Consider the following 20,010-nt stretch of genomic DNA (forward strand, 5'->3'; position numbering starts at 1 on the left):
TGTATGGTTTATTACGCTTTGGATAAAGAGTCTGCAGCCTCTCTGAAAATCTCGTAAGATCTCAATCTTTTCTGATGATCGTAGATATGTGAATTAATCATCAGTTCATCTACCTGAAATCTTTCCTGAAAATTTGTGAGCTTTTCCTGAACTTCGGCCTGATCTCCGATAAACGTATATCTCAGTTTCTGCAACACCATAGATTTTTCCATGGGCGACCAGATTTCATCCATATCATCCACGGGTGGAGCAAAAGGTTTTCTGTCGTTTCTTACAATATTGATGAATGCCTGAAATAAAGTCGTCGAGATTTTATGAGCTTCTTCGGATGTTTCAGCCGCTACCCCATTTACACAGGCAATGATATAAGGTTTGTCCGAATATTTTGACGGTTCAAAATGCTCTCTGTATATCTTAAAAGCCATTTCCATCTGTTCTGGTGCAAAATGTCCTGCAAATGCATATGGCAAACCGAGTTCTGCAGCCAGCCATGCACTATCTGTACTTGATCCCAGAATATAAAGCGGAATATCCAACCCTTCTCCCGGAATGGCACGAACCATCGCCTCTGAATTTTCTTTTGAGAAATATCTTTGAAGTTCGAGAATCTGTCTTGGAAACTGTTCATTGATGATGGCTGGATTCCTTCCCAACGCTTGTGCTGTCAAGCCATCTGTTCCCGGAGCTCTTCCTAATCCAAGGTCTATTCTTCCCGGAAATAAAGACTCCAGAGTACCAAATTGTTCTGCAATAATCAGAGAACTGTGATTAGGAAGCATAATTCCTCCTGAACCTACTCTTATAGTTTTCGTTCCATTGGCGATGAAACCTATTAAAACAGAAGTTGCAGAGCTTGCAATACTTTCCATATTGTGGTGTTCTGCCAGCCAGAATCTTTTATAATTTAAATTTTCAGCGTGATTAGCTAGTGATAAGCTGTCCTGAAAAGTATCATGAATGCTTTTACCTTGCTTTACCGGTGCAAGATCTAAAACAGAAATTTCAAAATTTTTCATGTTATGATGTTAATTTTTCTTTAATCTGAAAAACAAGGCAAATTTAAAACATAAAAACTGCATTAGTTACTTTTTGTAATTAATAAAAACAATTGATCAGTTCAGGGAAAAACTATTGGAATAAAAATTTTGTTTACATCGTTTTGTCTATATGATTTTAAAATTAAATAATCATATTAAAAATGTATTTTAACAAAAATAATTCAATAAAAAGAGACATATTCATTATATTCGTATACCAAATTTTTAAAAACTTTAATATGAACAAAAAAACAAACAGCCTGTTTTATAAGCAGATGCTGACAGGAAAAACTGTCTTTATGAGTTTTCTTATTGCTGCTACATTTTCCTCTTGCAGTAAAAACAATGAAGAAATTACTTCTGAAGCTCAAACCAATGCCTTCAACGCAGACAATGTAAAAAAAGGACAATTGAACGGCCAGGAAATTACCTACGAAAGAAAAAACGGAATGAATTTTTTCCAGGGAGATATTGTTCTTACCGACAAACAACTGTCAGAAGGTAATGAAGTTAATAAAGGCGGCGCCAGCTATTCCAGATGGCCCAATGGTAAAATTTACTACACCATTGCCAGCAATATGGGTTCCATCAACGTCAATAAAATCAATTCTGCCATCAGCGAGTATAATAATAAAACCAATACTCAGTGGATCTATCGCACCAATCAGTCTAATTATGTGGAATTTATTTTCGGAAGCTCGTCAGGATCTGATGGCTGGGCTCATATCGGATATCAGGGTGGAAAACAAACCGTTTCTTTGGATCAGTATATTTCTGTAGGATCCGTTATTCATGAAATGGGACATACAGTAGGACTTTACCATGAACATACGCGTAAAGACAGAGATCAATATGTAAAAATTCTGTGGAACAATATTCAAAACGGACAATCTTATAATTTCAATATTTATAATTCCGGAACAGATATAGGCCCGTTTAATATTAATTCGGTGATGATGTATTGGCCAACCTCTTATTCTAAAAATGGGTTACCAACGATTACCAGAGCTGATAACAGCAATTTTACTTATAACAGAACAGGATTTACTACCGGAGATATCAATACCATCAATGCAATGTATCCTTAGATTTTTAAGAATTGTCTCTCCATAAAAAAAGAACTCTTATGAGTTCTTTTCTTTTTTATAATTATAATGATTAATTAAAATCCTGATTTCGTTAAATTCAAAATGATTGGGCAGTGCATTCTTCCACTCGGTTAAAGTTTCATGTGGATTTTTATAGAATTCATCTTCAAAAGCTTTGATTTTATCTGAAGTAATGACTCTGGCGATATCCAGCAATCCCTGTTCTGCAAATTTGGCAAGATGCCCGATAACAGTTTCTTTTACCAAACCTCTTTCTAAGGCAATTTCCCCTATAGTTTTCCCCTGTTCAAACAGCTGGAAGGTTAAAACCTGGGACGGAACTTTAGCAATTTTGAGATTGATTTCTTTATCATTCTTTTCATCTAAAAGTTTCGTTTCAAGAAGGTGTATCTCTCTCAGACTGTTTAGATATTCTTCAATGTCTTCCAGCCAGCTTTTAAATTCTTCGTTATATTGTTTTAAACCTTTCGCACCTTTTATTTCGGCATAAAATTCTTTTAAAGGATCAAAAATTTTATTTCTGGTTTCTGTAAAAAAGAAATTAACAGCACCTTTTGATTTACTCTCAATTTCGGACCACTCTTCTTTCTGTTCAATAAAATTATTGACTTTCTGAAAAATGATACGTTCCAGTTTTTCAAATATCTTTCCAAGATTTACTGCTTCATGCTTCAGCTGAAGATAAAGCTGTTTGGTTTTAACATGGTCAATATTCTTAGTAACAATGGAAAGGTTATTCCATTCCTCCACTTCCTTTAAAAACCATGTACAGTCTAATGTACGCAACACTTTTCTGATGCTGTAATCATATTTTTCCTGATTCAGAATCGTTTCCACATGGTCATTGGCAATCGTATCTGTATGGAAATGTAAAATCCTGTTATCTTTAAAAATAACTTCGGGAGTAATTTTTGATTTTAAAACAATTCCTTCCAATGTTCTGCAACGGGATAAAGCTACATACACCTGACCGGCAGTAAAACTCTTTCCGGCATCAATAATCACTTTATCAAACGTTAATCCCTGACTTTTATGAATCGTAACCGCCCATGCTAATTTGATAGGAAACTGCTCGAAACTTCCCAACACTTCTTCCTGAATATTTTTCTCAGTATCAAGAAAATATTTTTTCTGTTCCCAGGTTTCTCTTTTTACAACAATTTCATTTTCACTTTCGTCCAATACAACACGAATTTCATTTTCATCCAATCCGATGATCTCTCCTAGCTTTCCATTAAAATATTTCTTCTCACCGGAAATATCATTTCGGATAAACATGACCTGAGCTCCAATTTTCAGTTCTAAAAACTGTTCGTTCGGAAATTGGTTTTCTTTGAAATCGCCTACCAGTTTAGCTTCATACACCTGAGGATCAACTTTTATTTCTGTCAGTTTTTCCTGATTGATCTCATCTGCCATTTTGTTGTGAGAACACAGATATACATATGATTCTTTTCCCATATCAAAGTCAGGATCATACCTTTCATTGAGATGATTAAAGTCTATATTATCCACATCGCCGTCACGGATTGCATTCAGAATTTCCAGAAACTCTTCATCAGACTGTCTGTATACTTTTGTGAGTTCAATGGTAACGATAGGAATTTCTTTAATGGCATGGCTGTCAAAAAAGAAAGGTGAGTTGTAATACATTTTCAGGATATGCTCATCCCTCACTACCGGAGGAAGCTGAAACAAATCCCCGATAAAAAGCATTTGTACACCTCCAAATCTCTGATTATTCCTTCTGATGAATCTCAAAGAAAAATCCATCATATCCAGAACATCAGCCCTCAACATTGAAACCTCATCAATGATAATGATTTCAACTTCTCTCAGAAGCTTCAGTTTATCTTTACGGTATTTGAAATGGGGCATCAGATCGGCAATATTATTAGCCAAACTGGTATCTATCCTTTCTGTAGTAGGAAGAAAGGTTCTTAATGGCAGTCCAAACATAGAATGGATGGTTACTCCTCCTGCATTAATGGCAGCAATTCCTGTGGGAGCTACTACAATATGCTTTTTCTTGGTACGCCTTACAAAATCATTAAGAAATGTCGTCTTTCCTGTTCCGGCTTTCCCGGTTAAAAAAACGCTTCTGTTCGTATATTCTATTAAGTCAAAAAAATGATTATTCATCTTCGTCAAAAATACGGAAATGAATTTGAATTTCTTACCTTGGCATAAGTTTTGAAAATTCTTAAAAAGAAAAAAGTTTATTGTGAAAAAATTATTCTTTCATATCCCGGCAATAGTATTGTGTACTACATTAACTTTAGTTTCGTGTAATACATCAAAGAGTGCCAATACCAATCTTCCTATTGATATTGCTGACAGACCTGCTGACGAAGACAGTCAGAAATATGAACAGGCACAGCTGGATAGATTAAAAGCTTCTATTGAATCTGAAGTATCAGGAGAAAAATGTACCGATGCCAGCCAATGGGCATTTGCTCCTATGGGATCAAAAGCCTGCGGCGGTCCTCAGCAATACATTGCCTATCCTAAAAAAATAGAAACAACTTTCTTACCAAGGGTGAATGAGTATACGGATAAAGTGAAAGCTTTTAATGAAAAGTATAATATTACGTCTGACTGTATGATGATCGAGCCACCTACATCACTCAAATGTATCAATGGCAAGATCAGGCTTATTACACCGGATAATAATTAACAATAAAGCAAAGGTTCTATATCAAATCGAAAAAGCTCTGTTTTTGGACAGAGCTTTTATATTTACTTTAAATAGATCAATAGTGAATTTGCTTCGCAAAAAAAATTGACAAGCGCAACGAATTGACGATTCACTATTCACTTGACATCTAAAATTGATGATCCTTCACATTCTCCTTATACCATGATGAATATTTCACATAGTTATCTGCAATTCTGTTCACTTCTCCTTCCAGTAACTGAGCATTGATATCTTTGATTTTTCTTGCAGGAACTCCTCCCCAAACTTCTCCGGATTTAATGTGAGTTCCCTGAGTCACTACAGAACCTGCTCCTACGATAGAATTTTCTTCTACCAGACAATCATCCATCACAATAGCTCCCATTCCAATCAGTACATTATCTTTAATAGTACATCCATGAACAATGGCATTGTGCCCTATAGAAACATTGTTCCCGATATTCAAAGGATATTTCTGATACGTACAGTGCAGCATTGCATTATCCTGAACATTCACCTTGTCACCCATTTTGATATAGTGAACATCACCTCTGATCACTGCATTATACCAGACACTGCAGTCTTTTCCCATTGTAACATCGCCAATAATAGTTGCAGTTTCTGCTAAAAAAGTATTCTCTCCGATCTGTGGTGCTTTTCCTAAAAGTTCTTTTATAAGTGCCATAATATTAATTTGAAAATTTGAAAATGAGCCAATTTGAGAATTTATGATGTGTTATCTTTTCTTGTATCTAAGTTCTAAATTACAGTGATAGCAAAAATCTAACTCTCAATTTTCAGCTTCTAACTTCTAATGCGTATTTTTGTATCTCAAATTTAACGAAAAAATGCGTACCGTACTTATAGAACCAACTGAAAACCCAAAAGTGATGAAATTTGTAGCAGATTACAACCTCATCCCAGGGTCTTTAGAACTGGACAGAAATTCAGATATTTCGGAAATTCCTTTGGCACAGGAACTTTTCAATTATCCTTTTGTGGAAAGAGTTTTCATTACCGCTAATTTTGTAGCAGTGGCAAAACAAGATACCATAGAATGGGAACATGTTGCTGAAAGTCTGAAAAATGTAATTGAGGATGAATTATTGGCCAACCCAAGAATTTATCTTCAGAAGAAAAAAGAAATGTATCAGATTTATGCGGAAATGACTCCAAATCCGAATGTAATGAAGTTTGTATCAAGCAAACTGCTGATGGATGGTTTTGTGGAAGTAAAATCGAAAGAAGCTGCTGAAGAAGTTCCTTTGGCGCTGGCTATTTTTAAAGAATTTGATTTTGCAACGGAAGTTTTCATTTCGGACAACTTTGTAGCGGTTACAAGAAATAATTCTGTAGAATGGCACCAGGTAATGATGACTGTTCGTGCGCTTATCGCTGAATATCTTCAGAACGGAGGTGAAATTTCAAAAATAGAACCTCAGAAACACGAAAACCCTGTTGAGAAAATTATCAACAGAGATTATACTGAAGATGAGCAGAAAATTTCTGACATTTTAAATGAATATGTAGCTCCTGCTGTAGAAAATGATGGTGGAAAAATTTCTCTGATGGAATATGATCAGGAAAGTAAAACAGCTAAAATGCTTTTACAGGGTGCATGCTCAGGATGTCCAAGTTCTACTGCTACTTTGAAAAACGGAATTGAAAATATTTTAAAACAATTCGTTCCGGACCTGGTAGAAAGAGTGGAAGCCGTAAACGGATAAAACAGTTAAAATGCCTCCCGGAAAGAAAATTTTGGTGATTATTGGAAGTGCTTCTGAAAATTCCAGCAATCAGAAACTGATGGAACAGGTGCTGGAAAAGATAAACAATACAGACTTTCAGATGTATACTGATCTTGCTGTCCTTCCACATTTTGATACGGCATTAACAGATGATCTTGCTCCGGAAGAAGTTCTGAAAATCAGAAAAGATATTAAAAACGCTTCAGGGGTTATATTTTCCACACCGGAATATATTTTCAGTATCCCGGGAAGAGTAAAAAATCTGTTGGAATGGTGTGTTTCCACGACAGTTTTTTCTGAAAAACCTGTTGCTGTGATTACCGCTTCTGCCAGTGGAGAAAGAGGTCATGAAGAGTTATTATTAATTTTAAAGACTCTTGGAGCGGTAGCAGATGATAAACATCAGGCATTAATAAAAGGGATAAAAGGCAAATTTGACGGCAATGGCTTACTGGAAAGTAATACCTTTGCCAAAGTATTAAAATTAGTAACAGATTTTACAAGTTCTGTTTCATAATTAAAATTTAGAATATTGAATAAGAAAGGAATTTTACTAGTCAACCTCGGATCACCGAGATCAACTTCTGTAAACGACGTAAAGGAATATCTTGATGAGTTTCTGATGGACGAAAGAGTGATTGATTACCGTTGGATCTTTCGTGCACTTCTTGTACAGGGAATCATTCTGAAAACAAGACCTGCAAAATCTGCTGAAGCCTATAAAACGGTTTGGACGGATGAAGGTTCTCCGCTGATTGTGATTACTGAACAAATTCAGAAAAAACTTCAGAAAGTGGTAGATGTTCCTGTGGAAATCGGAATGAGATATGCGCAACCAAGCATTGAAGCTGGTATCCAGAAACTGGTTGATCAGGGAGTCACTGAAATTGTTCTTTTTCCACTATATCCTCAATATGCAATGAGTACCACGGAAACCGTGATTGAAAAAGCGGAAGAAGTGAGAAAAAAGAATTTTCCAACTATAAAGATCAATTATATTCAGCCTTTCTACAACAGAGATATTTATATCAATTGCCTTGCAGAAAGTATAAAAGAGAAGCTTCCTGAAAATTTTGATGCATTACAGTTTTCTTATCATGGAGTTCCGGAAAGACATATTTATAAGACAGATCCTACGAAGACCTGTAACCTTAATGACTGTTGTTCCAGAGAGGATAATCCAAGTCATCAGTTCTGCTATCGTCATCAATGTTATAAAACAACACAGCTTGTCATTGATAAATTGAATTTACCTAAAGAGAAAACGATTGTTTCTTTCCAGTCAAGATTAGGAAAAGACAAGTGGATTGAGCCGTATACAGACGAAACTCTGGAGACCATTGGTAAAAAGGGAATAAAAAACCTGGCTGTTGTATGTCCGGCATTCGTTTCCGACTGTCTGGAGACCCTGGAAGAGATTTCTGTAGAAGGAAAAGAGCAGTTTATGCATGGTGGAGGTGAAAACTTCCATTACATTCCATGTCTGAATGATGAAGACCGATGGATTGAAGTTGTAAAAACACTTTGTGAAGAAAAACTGAATGATTTCTATTTGGTATAAACTTCTTTGTTTAAAATATACAAAAGGCCGCAAGAATTAACTTGCGGCCTTTTCGTTGAATATATTAAAAAGTTTGGTGCTATTTTTTAATAAGGTTTCCTGCTTTCTCTCCGTTTACCAATACAATATATACTCCTGGAAGAATATTGGAAGGTAACTGAATGTTCAGTTTATTTGCCCCATCAGTCATTTCTACTTTCTCAGAAATTTCTTTCTTACCTGTAAGGCTTACCAATTCTACAATTCCTTTTCCTGATTTTCCTTCAAAGTTGATGGTAAATCGGTCTGTTGCAGGGTTTGGACTTATGGTGTACAGAGCTGTATCTGTGGCCGCCACTTTTCCTGCCGGAGAAGTTCCTCCTCCTACGCCTACAGCATTCCATGCATTTTTAACCTGAGTTACTTCATTGCTGGTTGCTCCGTATAAATCGGTAGCAGCCTGAATAGAATAGGTTCTTGCATTCGCATAGGTAGAAGAAGAAGTAAGATAAGTCGTTAATGTTCTGTAAGCAATTGCTCCGGCTTTATCCAGTCCGATGGCTGAAACATTGTATGCAAAGCCTTTGTCATTCGTACCGGAACCACCTGTAACTAACAGATAGTACCAGAAGTTAAGTACTCCTGAATTGGTATGAACTCCACAATAATCATTGGACTGGCTTGGTGTAACACAGCCTGAAGTTGTAGTAGTTTTCCAGTAGGTTCCCATATACGTATCTGGCTGGCTGTACGCATTTGGATTCGCCATATTTCTGATCACGTAGTTGAAATCTTCCCCTAGTGTCCAGCTTGCCTGAGTAGGTCTTGCCCAACGCTCAATGGTATTTCCGAAGATATCTGAGAAACCTTCATTCAATGCTCCGGATTCTCTCTGATAAGCAAGATTAGCTGTTTTAGAAGTCAATCCGTGTGTAATCTCATGACCACATACATCTATTGCTGTCAAAGGTTTTCCACCGTTCGTTGTAGAGCTTCCATCCCCATAAGTCATTCTGGAACCATCCCAAAATGCATTGAAGTAGTTGGTAGAATAGTGAACATAAGATTTAATAGCAAAATTATTATTATCAATACTCTTGCGTCCGTATTTTGTATAGAAATAATCCACTGTCATTTCTGCTCCCCAATGCGCATCGGTAGCATATTGATCTTTATTGGTATTGACATTGTTCCAGTTATTGTCAGTATCTGTGAAGTCTACCGCAGAAGCATAACTCGTTCCTTTTTTCAGATTGTAAGTTTCCACAGAAGTTCCACCATTTCTACCTGTTTCTCTTAAACGGTAGCTTCCGTTATAAGAATCTGTAGTGATGTTACGGGTTCCGCTATATCCTGTAACTGCTGTTCCAGGGCTATTCACTTCATGAATAATAGCATCTACTCCCAGTACTTTTCCATTTTTAGCATCTACAAAAACATATTGTCTGCTTAATGGTTTTTCAGCATAGATATCGAATTTATAAGCTAATTTTAAATCAGTCAGTCTGTCGTCATCAGGATCTGAATAATAAACTAATTCACCTTTAGGAGCATAGCTTGCATTGGGATCGCCTGTTTCTTTTTTAAGAAAATCTTCCTCTTCTTTATTTTTCCATTTATAGGAGTCTGCCCCTACGAATGACAAAGCACTCTGTAATGCTGCATTTTCAGCAAGGCTTGCATTTTTGTCAAGTCCTTTCGGAACTTTAACAACCCATTTTCCGGATTGTCCTACAATTTTACCGTTTTTTGTCTGTACAGCGATCATTCCATATTCTACAGGAATATCATTAACGGTCTGTTGAAATCTTTGAGTTTCAAAACCTAATGCATCTTTTTCCAGCCCTAGTTTACGAGCTTGTCCCGGAGAAAGTCTCTGAGAAGCTTCGTCAAATAAAACAGGAGTTCCCTGATACGCAGGTGCATTTTTTTCAAATCTCATAAATTCAGCATGGAGTCCGCTTTTACCCGGAACTAATTTCGATGGAGTGTTTTGTCCAAACACAAAAGAGCAGGCGGCAACACTTGCCACTAAGATAAATTTCGTTTTCATATTAATATTGGTTGATTGTGGTGACGAATTTATAAACTTTTCACAATAAAACAACAGAAACAATGAATAAAATTCAATTGATATTATAAATCAATAAATAAAACACAATGATGATTTTAAAAAAAAGAAAATTATTTAAATATAATTTTTCAGCAATGTAAATTTTATGTTAAAAAAATTAATTAAAATCAAAATTTTGTGAATTATTTTTTTTCACTATGTAGTGCATTATAATATGAAAAAATTAGCCATAATATAAGATTTGAGAGATTAATTCTTTTCAATACGGACAAAAAAATAGGACTATCTTAAGAGACAGCCCTATTTTTTATGCATATTTTAAATTATAATTACTTACCGTTTGTTGGCAATCGGTGTTCTGAATTCTCCATATCCCATTAATCCATCATAATTTCTTCCAAACGGTGCATAATAAAGAAATGCCTGATAAAGATTTTCTGTCTGCCAGAAATTACCATTCACTTCCCCAAAATTCAAACCGTTTCCATCTTTTGTTACCAACACATAGTTATAAAACCCTTGTTTCAGGAATATTTTTGCCACATATTGTTTAGTAGATGCATCATACTGCATCTGATTTTCTTTGCCGGGTTTAAAATTATTAAATCCTCCCAGCACATAAATTTCTTTATCCACAGGATCGGAATCTAAATAGAAATGCACCCATGAATAATCCGCTTCTCTTTCTGCATCTCTTTCTCTACCCAAATCGTTTCTTCTATAATACCATGCTCCATTGACATCGGGCTGATACTGATAATTCAAAGGAAATGCCCATACCGGATGAAGATACGTCTGGTTCACATCATCTTTTATTTCGGTAGCACGCACCATATCCGCTGCCATATTCATATTTTTATTATCGAAATAATAAAACTCATTATCTCCCGGGAACGTAAGGTTCATCTGTTGGAAAAGAACCTGATTTCCTAAAACACTGCTTGGCTTAAGATTAGAAATCACCATATTCGGGTTGTTATTCTGCATCACATTCATCGTGATTGAATTGACATTGGAAGAAATATCACCTCCCTTCGGAGAAACATTCACTTCTACCCTTTGATTAAGATTTGGATTTTTTGCATCCGCAAATCTCGTAATATTTAACCCCACAGATGTTACATCTTCTACCAGATAAAACCTTTTTTTGAAAAGAGGCTGGTCTGCAGAATCTTTATAAACAATCAGTTCATAATTCCCGGAAACTTTCAGCTGGATTTTATCATTCGGAAAAACCAGTTTATAGTGGGTATATGCCTGCAATGTATTGAAAGAATATTGAAACTGATCCAGAAGTGCATTCATACTTCCGGTAGCAAATTCTGTAAAAAACAGATTATCTTCATTCCAGTTTCTGTCGTAATGTTTGAATGTATACCTATAGATCTGACTGCCGTTGGTAAGATCATCAAAGCCCAGAACCAGCTGCTCGCCTATCTTAATTACAGGGGTTTCATCATTGGTCTGAGGATTGAACAGCTGAACACTTTGGATATTTTGTCCAAAAACCAGTCCGCCCAAAGAAAGTAAGAGTATTCGCAAAGTTTTCATTATGACGAAGATAACGAAAAATAGCCATTTTCTTAATAATATCGTATTTTTGAATAAAAAATATTCAGATATGCTTCAGATTCAAGGTTTCGTATTCAACTTTGCTAGTGAAAATACTTATATCCTTTATAACGAAAATAAAAATGCCTGGTTAATCGATCCGGGAAATATGAATGCTCAGGAAACTCAGGCTATTGATAACTTCATTACTGAAAAAGGACTGAAGATTCAGAAAATTCTGTTGACCCATGCTCATATTGATCATGTATTGGGACTTCAGTGGGCTTTTGATACATTCAACGTACCTGTTAATATGCATCAGAAAGATCAGGAAGTACTGGATATGCTTCAGGCAAGCGGCATGAGATTCGGAATGCAGCTCAACCCTGTAAAAGTGGATGTAGAATATATAAATGAAGGAGATGAACTTGATCTGGATGGAGAAAAATTTAAAATTTATCATGTTCCGGGACATTCTCCTGGAAGTGTTGTTTATCATAATGAAAATCAGAAATTCATGATTTCAGGAGATGTTCTTTTTGAAGGCAGTATCGGAAGAACAGATTTGTATAAAGGAAATTATGATCAGCTGATTGAAGGAATTAAATCAAAACTTTTCATTCTGGATAATGAAACACAGGTTTTCTCAGGACATGGAAATCCTACATCCATTGGCTTTGAAAAACAGTATAATCCGTTTTTGAAGTAAAAGAGTCGGAGGGTTTGAGAGTTTGAGAGTCATATAAATGTCTTGAATCAACCTTAGATCTGACACTTTATATAAAAAATCATGTTCGATAAAATTTAAACATAATGAACAGATCGCTCCTCCGGAGCTATAATTTTAAGAAAAATACGTTCTATTAACAGTTAGCTCCCATTGGAGCTGGATTTGATCCCATCGGGATCTACTGTTAGTAGAAAAAAATGAAGTCTCCATAAAATAAAGCTCCGGAGGAGCGACCTGTTAATTCATGCCGTAAATATTGATATTTTTAATCTATTTATTCTTTTTATCGGGCAGTAATAAAAAAAAACAAAACCGTCAGAAATTCTGACGGTTTTGTTTTTATAAAGAAATAGAATTTAGAAATCCAGTGTGATTGATGCTCTGGCAGCTGCTCCCATAATAGGTCTTGCCATAATGATTCCGTCTCCATTAGGTGATCCGGCTCTTGGATCTCCTTCTGTAATACCAATAGTGTTAAAGATATTGGTACCATCTACTGCAAAACGTATTCTTCCTAACTGATAAGACATTCCCGCTCCAAATTCTGTAAAAGAAGGTAAGGTCTGTACATTTTTCTCATCCTGGAAACGTTTTCCATAATAATTCATACTTACATAGGCTCTCCATGACTTGGTAATGTTCACCGCCGGTGAGATATTAAAATAAAACTTTGGCATTCTTCTTACCACATTTCCTTCAAGTACACTTCCGGCCTCAAGGTTTTTATATTTTGGGCTTTGAACGGTTCCGTTGAATGCAACTTCTAAAATATTATTGAATAAACGGGCATACCCTTCAAATTCAACTCCATAGTTTTGGGTATTGGCAAAAGTATTTTCAGATTTTCCATCAGAGAAGATATCTGTAAACGAAAGATTATTCAAGGTAGAATAGAATGGAATCACCGCTATGTCAAAAGTACGCGAGTAATATTTATATCCTACTTCCAGCTGATTGGTGGTTACTGATTTTAAAGGTTTATCAGGGTTTGGAGTGGAGAAATAATTGTAATAAGCTTCTTCATTCGGAGATCTGAAACCATTGGAAAAACGTGCATACACCGCATTTTCTCTATTAATTTTATAATTTGCAGCTAATGTAAAAGATACTTTATCCACATTAAAGTTCCAATAGGTGTATTTATTTCCCAATACACTCATATTATCATCAGCTGTAGTCGTGTTGAAACCGTGAGTTCCATCAGTAGTTAACCCAGAATTATTTAAATTGGAAGTGGTGGTATTGGCAAAATTTCCTTTATAATAATCATGACTGTAACGAAGTCCTCCATTTACACTTAAGGCGTCAGTGATGTTATAATCTAAGTTTACATAAAGATCATTCAAACTTCCCTGAGTCTGTGTTCTTCTTTGTAAAAATGTCATATCTATTACTCCGTTGTAGGTTTTAGAATATCCATCATCTGTAGGGCTCATAGAAGGGTTTACCAGATTCAAAAGTTCAGGTCTGTCTGTAGCAGTCGCCAGAACATTGCTCCAGTTCCAGTATTGTTGAGATTTCCAATTGGATTTATAAAAACCAGCCGTAACATTTCCTTTATCAAATTTATAATTGAACTGTAAATCATTCACAAAGTTATTCATCTGCTTGTCTATCGCCCAGAACCCTAATTTTTGTACATACTCAGGATTGACAATGGCTCCGTTGCTTACCAGAGAATACTGATAATTGCTCATTCCAAGACCGCCGTCTTTCACAGCATCAGTAGCGAATTTAGAAGCCTGTTTTGGACCTCCAGCCGGGAAAATCCCTGTATAATTCATATTGATATCTGTATATCTGGTTTTGTTTAAAACACTGAAATTATTTCCAAGATCATATTTAAACTCTGCTCCTAAAACATCTACTTTCGGATGAATTCCATCTTCAAGATTTCTGTTGAAAAATCCGCCTCCGGCCTGTGGAATATTCAGCTGACTGATGGCTCTGTAGCTGTATGTTCCATAATTAGGATCAAATCCCTGAAATCCTTTCAGTTTATTTCCGTTCTGGATCAAAGGAATTGGAAGGAAGAATGTATTTCTGTCATCCAGTTTTTTGTAATACACTTTTACATAGCCTTTATCAAAGACATATTTAAGATTCATTCTGATTTGTCCTCCATTATTGGCTTTGAAACCTGTTTTTCTGATTCCGTCATCTGTTCTGTAAAAACCTCCGACATTGAAAAACAATTTATCCTGAACCAATGCTCCACCTACGTTAACATCGGTACGCATTAATCCATAGGTACTTGTTTCCAGTTTTGCCGTACCTCTGAAATCATTGGTTCCTTCTCTCGTAATAAAATTGATCAGTCCTCCGGGAGAATTGGTTGCAAAAATAGATCCGGATCCTCCTCTCAAAGCTTCCATGCGGTTGACAGAATTATCTACACGGAAAAAATTGTCTGCATTGGCAAACTGAAGCGCTCCGTCTTCAAAAACCGGAAGACCGTCTTCCTGTACCTGTACAAATTCATAGGCTCCTGCAGAAGGAATTCCTCTTGCAAAAAGATTATTTCCTACTTCTCCTCCTGAAGTTTCCACCGCAAATCCGGGAACTCTCTGCAATAAAGCAGCTGCACTGATTGGATTCTGTTTTTGGATTTCCTTGGAACTAAATGTGGAAATTGCTGTACTGGATTCTATTTTTTTCTTTGGACTTGAGTTTCCTGTAATGACAATTTGATCGATGGAGGAAACTTTTGCAGAATCCTGCGGTGTTTCCTGAGCATAAGCATTATTAAAATATAACGTAGCTGTTGCGGCGATTAAAAAGATCGATTTTTTTTTCATAGCCTTATTTTTTATTGTTAGTTTCAGTTTTGTTGTAATTGTAAATACACTCCATTGGTCCAACCGAATCCGTCCTGATTAGGGTATTCCCCGCCGCCTGCTATTGTTTCTGTGTCTAATGCATTGTATTTTTCCATCAGTTTTCCGGTATTTTTGTAGACCCTTTCTACATTGGAACACCAGTTATTTTTAATTTTTTCTGCCAGCTCATCAAAGCCGTAATTTTTCATTGCTTTAAAGCCCAGCCATTGATAAGGAGCCCATGCATTGGGAAGATCCCATTGCTGTCCTGAGTTTTTGGTTGTGGTGACAAGCCCGCCTTTATAAAGAAATTTTTCAGCAACCGCTTTAGCAACCGCTTCAGCTTGTGTATGGTCTGCAATTCCCAGGAATAAAGGGTAAAGAGCAGCAATATGTTCAGACGGTGTTTTTGTGTTTTTTTTAGTGTGATAATCTTTATAATTGTTAGTATTTCCATCCCAGAAATATTTATTGATCATCTGTCTTCGGCTTGCTGCTCTTTCTGAAAAATAATTTTCTTTTTCACTCAGATTGTGAAGCGCTGATGATTTCGCCAACGTCGTTTCCAAATGCCATAAAAGACAGTTCAGATCAACCTGTGCAAGGTTCAGCGTTTCTATCGTCTGTATATTTTCTCCGTCTGCAAACCATCTGCTGGAAAAATCCCAACCCGATTCACAAGCACTTCTTATATTTCTGTAAAATTCATCGCATGAAGTTTTCTCATGATCTTCAATATCGATCAGGTAACTTTCAGGGCGAGGTGCATTTTCTGCATCGTAATAACGGTTCAGAATATCTCCGTCTGCAGTTCTCACTACTCTTTTTACACTGGAATTGTTTTCAAGCCATTCTTCACCATTCATCCAGAAAGCATATTCTTTTTCCAAAGTGTCATGGTATTCTGTATAAATTCCTTCGTCATTCGTGGTTTCAAAAAGAAGATCCAGCATTAATGAAAAATAGGGAGGCTGCGATCTGCTCAGGAAATGAGTTCTGCTGGCATTCGGAACAAATCCTACGTTTTGAATCAGATAAGAACAGTTCTCAATAATGTTCTTCATCATTTCTACTCTGCCGGAAGCTTTTAACCCAAGCATAATAAAATAGCTGTCCCAATAGAAAAACTCATTAAAACGCCCTCCAGGAACGATGTAAGGTTTTGGTAATTTTAAAAGTGTTCCTTTTTCTTCATAGGCTGTGCGGGTCAATTCGTCCCATAGTTTTTCAATATGTTCCCCAATGGGAAGCTGTTTTTGTCTGTGTACAGAAACTCTTGCTCCTAAAAAGTCAAAATGAGTCATCACAAAATCTTTCAGGTTAAAACCTTCTGTATTTTTTGATTTTTCATAATCCTCATTAATCTTTGAAATGGGAAACAGAGGAACTGCATCCGTCATCATTTTCTGATCTTCAAAAATTTCAGATTTCTGTACCTCATCAAACAGACTTAGAATTTCGTTTATGTAAAGCTGATTACTCATTGTTATTTTTTAGGATTAATTTTTAATTTATTCATGAAAACCGCGGAAGTGATCAATAATGAAAGCGGAATCAGGGAAAGGTAAAATGCCTGCTGTCCGCTAAACTCCTGAAACACAAAACCGGTAATGATAGAACCTATAGTTCCTCCGATTGCTGAGAAAACGACAATCAACCCTGACATCGCGCTGTGTAGATATTTAGGAATTGATGCCAGAATTACAGAATTAATACTTGGATAAATCGGCGCCAGCAAACCGCCCATCAAAGGAAATAAATACACGACCAATGGGGCATTCATCCAATTTGTATTCGTATCAATATGAATATTATGGGTTAATGGTAAAACCAGCAGTAAACTAATGGCAAAGCCCACCACACAAAAAGAAACCACATAGATCCAGCTGAATTTTTTTGAGAAGAATCCCGATAAAAATCTTCCTAAAGCAAAAGCTCCTGCTAACACCGCTCCTGCCTGAATACTCATAGAGGTAGGTACTTTTAAAATCTCTTTATAAAAAGTAGGAGTCCATGTCTGAAAACTCTGCTCTACCAATACAAAAAGGAAAGCACATAATAAAAAGCACAACACTTTTTTATAACTGAATAAGCTTACACTGTTTTTTAAATCTCCCAAAAGATCTGTTTTCTCACTTTTAGCTTCCTGCTCATTGAGTTTTGAAAAGAACAGGAATAAAAAAGATAAACTTGAAAGTCCTCCCAGCACCCAATATACATTCAGCCATTCGGTAGATTTCGGATTGTGATCATCAATATATAAACTGAATAATACATTTCCCGCCAATACGCCAATCATAAAAAAACCTTCCAGAAATCCCATGAAACTGGAATGTTCTTTATCTGTTTCCGTTACTAATCCAATAGAAGTAAAAACTGATATTTTGATCAGTGCAAAGGAAACTCCTACCGTAGCAAATAATAATTTAAATACCCAGAAATCATTGGTAAATGGCATTACAAAACACATACAGCTTACCAGGAGTAAGGCAGTCAGCATTGATTTTTTGATTCCTATTTTAGGAAGGAAGGAAGCCAGAATGAAAGAACATATGGCGATGGGAAGATCTTTGAAACCTTCCAAAACACTGGCCGAAGATTTTGAAATCCCAAAATTCTGCTGTACCTGTAGAATAACTGTTCCTACAGAATTCAGAAGAATGGCGAAGACAAAATAGTTTAAAAATAAAACGGCCTTGATGTTAATATTTTTCATTCAGGTTATTTCTTGTCGGCTAAGATAGAAGCATTTCTGTTAACGATAATTTAACACAGTAAATCAATATTTGAACTATATTAATATATTTAGTATTTTTAATGAATAAATATGATTAATTAGATGAAAGTTACTTTTGAAAGGGTCATCCCTAATGAGAAGAGCTCATTCCGTACCATTCATAATAATTCCCCTATTTCAGAATTTAAATGGGAGTATCATTATCATCCCGAAATTGAGCTGGTATGTGTCATTTCCGGGAACGGAACCCGCCATGTAGGCTACCATAAAAGTAATTATACGAATGGGGATCTGGTCTTAATCGGATCCAATATTCCCCACTCCGGATTTGGACTGAATTCTATTGATCCACATGAGGAAATTGTACTTCAGTTCAAGGAAGAAATTCTTCAGTTTCCCCAGCAGGAAGTAGAAGCCAGATCCATCAAAAACCTGTTGGAGCTTTCAAAATATGGAATCCATTTTCATCATAAAGTAAAAAAAATAATGCTTCCAAAGCTGAAAATGATGCTTGAATCTGAAGGTTATAAAAGATATTTACTTTTACTTGAGATTCTTTTTGAACTTTCGAAATGTGAGGATTATGATCTTTTAAACAAGGAAATTATGCCCTATACCATTATTTCTAAAAATAAAACCCGTCTTGAGAATATTTTCACCTATGTAGAACATCATTACGACAAGGAAATTGATATTGAAGAAGTAGCAAAACTAGCTAACCTGACTTTACCAGCTTTCTGTAATTTCTTTAAAAAAGCCACCCAGATTACGTTTACAGAATTTGTGAACCGATACAGAATCAATAAAGCATGCTTGCTGATGGCTCAGGACAGATCTATTTCAGAATGCAGCTATCAATGTGGTTTTAATAATGTGACGTATTTTAACAGGATGTTTAAAAAATATACCGGGAAAACGCCTTCGGAATTTATAAAGAATTATTCTCACAATAAAGTCAATGTAGATTTGAAGGTTGAAAATGAGACTAAAGCTAAGGTAAGTTTTTAATAAAAAAATATACTGAGACTCCTACGGAGTGACAAGGCTTTGGATAGACTATATCTCGTATTTGTCATTCCATAGGAATCCAGACTCTCTTCAAATTTTACAATGGTTTACAATAAAACAAAATAAGCTGTGCAGAGACTCCTACAGAGTGACAAAGGGTGTGGATAAGCTGCAAGTATATGTTGCAATCAACAAAAAAGCCACTCCAAAAAGAGCAGCTTGTATTATAATGAGTAAAAACCAGTAACTAAACAACCAGCAACCAGCAACCAGCAACCAGTAATTATTTCCATTTAATATTGCATCCCATACTAGGTCTTTGAATTTCTTCCTGAGCTTCCCCAGCCAAAAGATTTTCAAAAGCAATAATCAGGTCCTCACCTGTTACATCTTTATTATTTCCAGGTCTTGAATCATCCATCTGACCTCTGTATACAAGATCAAGCTTATCATCAAAGAAATAAAAATCCGGTGTACAAGCGGCATCATAAGCTTTTGCTACTGCCTGGCTTTCGTCAAACAGATAAGGGAAATCAAATCTTCTTTCAATCTGGAATTCAATCATTTTTTCGGGAGAATCTGCCGGATATTTTTCGATATCATTCGCATTGATGGCGATGAATTCAATTCCACGCTCGTTGTAATCTTCGTATAATTCATTGATCTTGTCAATCACATGAAGAACAAACGGACAGTGGTTACACATAAAGATCACCAAAGTACCTTTTTCTCCTTTCAGTTCATCCAAAGACTGAAGTTCATTCGTTTTTGACGGGTTAGGAAGTTCAAAAAACGGAGCTTTTGTTCCTAATGCCAGCATATTTGAGGGAGTATTCATATCCTTATTTCTTTAGTGGCAAAGATAATTATTTCTTTTATTAATTGAACTGAGTTCTTAAACAGACATTTTATTTTTGTAGGGTACCGAAGCAGGAAGTTGAAGAAAAGAAGATTTTCGGGTCTCAAAAATAGTTATAGTC

At 35.9% G+C, this 20,010-nt stretch carries 16 protein-coding genes; 7 read left to right on the forward strand and 9 right to left on the reverse strand.

Annotation, left to right across the window (positions count from 1 at the left end; all coding sequences use genetic code 11):
- Window positions 1-11: 11 nt before the first annotated feature.
- Window positions 12-1,016: an LLM class flavin-dependent oxidoreductase gene (locus BUE84_RS19210; protein ID WP_079243085.1), complete on the reverse strand. Its 1,005-nt coding sequence runs from the start codon at window positions 1,014-1,016 to the stop codon at window positions 12-14.
- A 260-nt stretch (window positions 1,017-1,276) separates the two neighbouring features.
- Between BUE84_RS19210 and BUE84_RS19215 the strand changes: the two genes are divergently transcribed.
- Window positions 1,277-2,125, forward strand: a complete 849-nt coding sequence (locus BUE84_RS19215) for a M12 family metallopeptidase (protein ID WP_158521388.1) — start codon at window positions 1,277-1,279, stop codon at window positions 2,123-2,125.
- A gap of 36 nt (window positions 2,126-2,161) precedes the next feature.
- Here BUE84_RS19215 and BUE84_RS19220 read toward each other — a convergent pair whose 3' ends face one another.
- Window positions 2,162-4,288: a helix-turn-helix domain-containing protein gene (locus tag BUE84_RS19220; protein WP_079243087.1), complete on the reverse strand. Its 2,127-nt coding sequence runs from the start codon at window positions 4,286-4,288 to the stop codon at window positions 2,162-2,164.
- 82 nt (window positions 4,289-4,370) lie between these two features.
- Between BUE84_RS19220 and BUE84_RS19225 the strand changes: the two genes are divergently transcribed.
- Window positions 4,371-4,823, forward strand: coding sequence for a hypothetical protein (locus tag BUE84_RS19225; RefSeq protein WP_079243088.1), 453 nt, complete (start codon window positions 4,371-4,373; stop codon window positions 4,821-4,823).
- A 148-nt stretch (window positions 4,824-4,971) separates the two neighbouring features.
- On the opposite strand, the gene BUE84_RS19230 is transcribed toward BUE84_RS19225, so the two are convergent.
- The gene (locus tag BUE84_RS19230) at window positions 4,972-5,508 is read right to left on the reverse strand and encodes a gamma carbonic anhydrase family protein (protein WP_079243089.1); all 537 of its coding nucleotides are present in this window, start codon (window positions 5,506-5,508) and stop codon (window positions 4,972-4,974) included.
- Window positions 5,509-5,671: 163 nt separating this feature from the next.
- Here BUE84_RS19230 and BUE84_RS19235 point away from each other — a divergent pair, with 163 nt between their 5' ends.
- Genes BUE84_RS19235 through hemH form a run of 3 tightly spaced genes read left to right on the forward strand, consistent with a single transcriptional unit; the run spans window position 5,672 to window position 8,132 of the window.
- The gene (locus BUE84_RS19235; protein WP_034694953.1) at window positions 5,672-6,550 is read left to right on the forward strand and encodes an iron-sulfur cluster biogenesis protein NfuA; all 879 of its coding nucleotides are present in this window, start codon (window positions 5,672-5,674) and stop codon (window positions 6,548-6,550) included.
- Between the two features lie 10 nt (window positions 6,551-6,560).
- Window positions 6,561-7,088 carry an NADPH-dependent FMN reductase gene (locus BUE84_RS19240; protein WP_079243090.1) on the forward strand — a complete coding sequence of 176 codons (528 nt, stop codon included), beginning with the start codon at window positions 6,561-6,563 and terminating at the stop codon, window positions 7,086-7,088.
- A 15-nt stretch (window positions 7,089-7,103) separates the two neighbouring features.
- Window positions 7,104-8,132, forward strand: coding sequence for a ferrochelatase (gene hemH / locus BUE84_RS19245; protein WP_079243091.1), 1,029 nt, complete (start codon window positions 7,104-7,106; stop codon window positions 8,130-8,132).
- A gap of 79 nt (window positions 8,133-8,211) precedes the next feature.
- Here the strand turns inward: hemH and BUE84_RS19250 are convergent, their stop codons facing one another.
- Complete coding sequence (locus BUE84_RS19250) at window positions 8,212-10,164, reverse strand: M4 family metallopeptidase (protein WP_079243092.1); 1,953 nt, start codon at window positions 10,162-10,164, stop codon at window positions 8,212-8,214.
- Window positions 10,165-10,518: 354 nt separating this feature from the next.
- Window positions 10,519-11,736: a DUF5103 domain-containing protein gene (locus tag BUE84_RS19255; protein WP_079243093.1), complete on the reverse strand. Its 1,218-nt coding sequence runs from the start codon at window positions 11,734-11,736 to the stop codon at window positions 10,519-10,521.
- Window positions 11,737-11,806: 70 nt separating this feature from the next.
- On the opposite strand from BUE84_RS19255, the gene BUE84_RS19260 reads away from it, so the two are divergent.
- Window positions 11,807-12,445, forward strand: a complete 639-nt coding sequence (locus tag BUE84_RS19260; RefSeq protein WP_079243983.1) for an MBL fold metallo-hydrolase — start codon at window positions 11,807-11,809, stop codon at window positions 12,443-12,445.
- 377 nt (window positions 12,446-12,822) lie between these two features.
- Here BUE84_RS19260 and BUE84_RS19265 read toward each other — a convergent pair whose 3' ends face one another.
- Genes BUE84_RS19265 through BUE84_RS19275 form a run of 3 tightly spaced genes read right to left on the reverse strand, consistent with a single transcriptional unit; the run spans window position 12,823 to window position 18,001 of the window.
- Window positions 12,823-15,264 (reverse strand): TonB-dependent receptor, encoded by a 2,442-nt coding sequence (locus tag BUE84_RS19265; RefSeq protein ID WP_079243094.1) that lies wholly within the window; start codon window positions 15,262-15,264, stop codon window positions 12,823-12,825.
- 23 nt (window positions 15,265-15,287) lie between these two features.
- Window positions 15,288-16,769, reverse strand: coding sequence for a trehalase family glycosidase (locus tag BUE84_RS19270; protein WP_079243095.1), 1,482 nt, complete (start codon window positions 16,767-16,769; stop codon window positions 15,288-15,290).
- Between the two features lie 2 nt (window positions 16,770-16,771).
- Window positions 16,772-18,001, reverse strand: coding sequence for an MFS transporter (locus BUE84_RS19275; RefSeq protein WP_079243096.1), 1,230 nt, complete (start codon window positions 17,999-18,001; stop codon window positions 16,772-16,774).
- Between the two features lie 123 nt (window positions 18,002-18,124).
- Here BUE84_RS19275 and BUE84_RS19280 point away from each other — a divergent pair, with 123 nt between their 5' ends.
- Entirely contained in the window at window positions 18,125-19,030 is a 906-nt protein-coding gene (locus BUE84_RS19280; RefSeq protein ID WP_079243097.1) for an AraC family transcriptional regulator, read from the forward strand.
- A 283-nt stretch (window positions 19,031-19,313) separates the two neighbouring features.
- Here BUE84_RS19280 and BUE84_RS19285 read toward each other — a convergent pair whose 3' ends face one another.
- Complete coding sequence (locus tag BUE84_RS19285) at window positions 19,314-19,868, reverse strand: thioredoxin family protein (protein WP_034694944.1); 555 nt, start codon at window positions 19,866-19,868, stop codon at window positions 19,314-19,316.
- Window positions 19,869-20,010: the final 142 nt, after the last annotated feature.

The sequence above is a fragment of the Chryseobacterium indologenes genome (assembly GCF_002025665.1).
Taxonomy (GTDB): Bacteria; Bacteroidota; Bacteroidia; order Flavobacteriales; family Weeksellaceae; genus Chryseobacterium; species Chryseobacterium metallicongregator.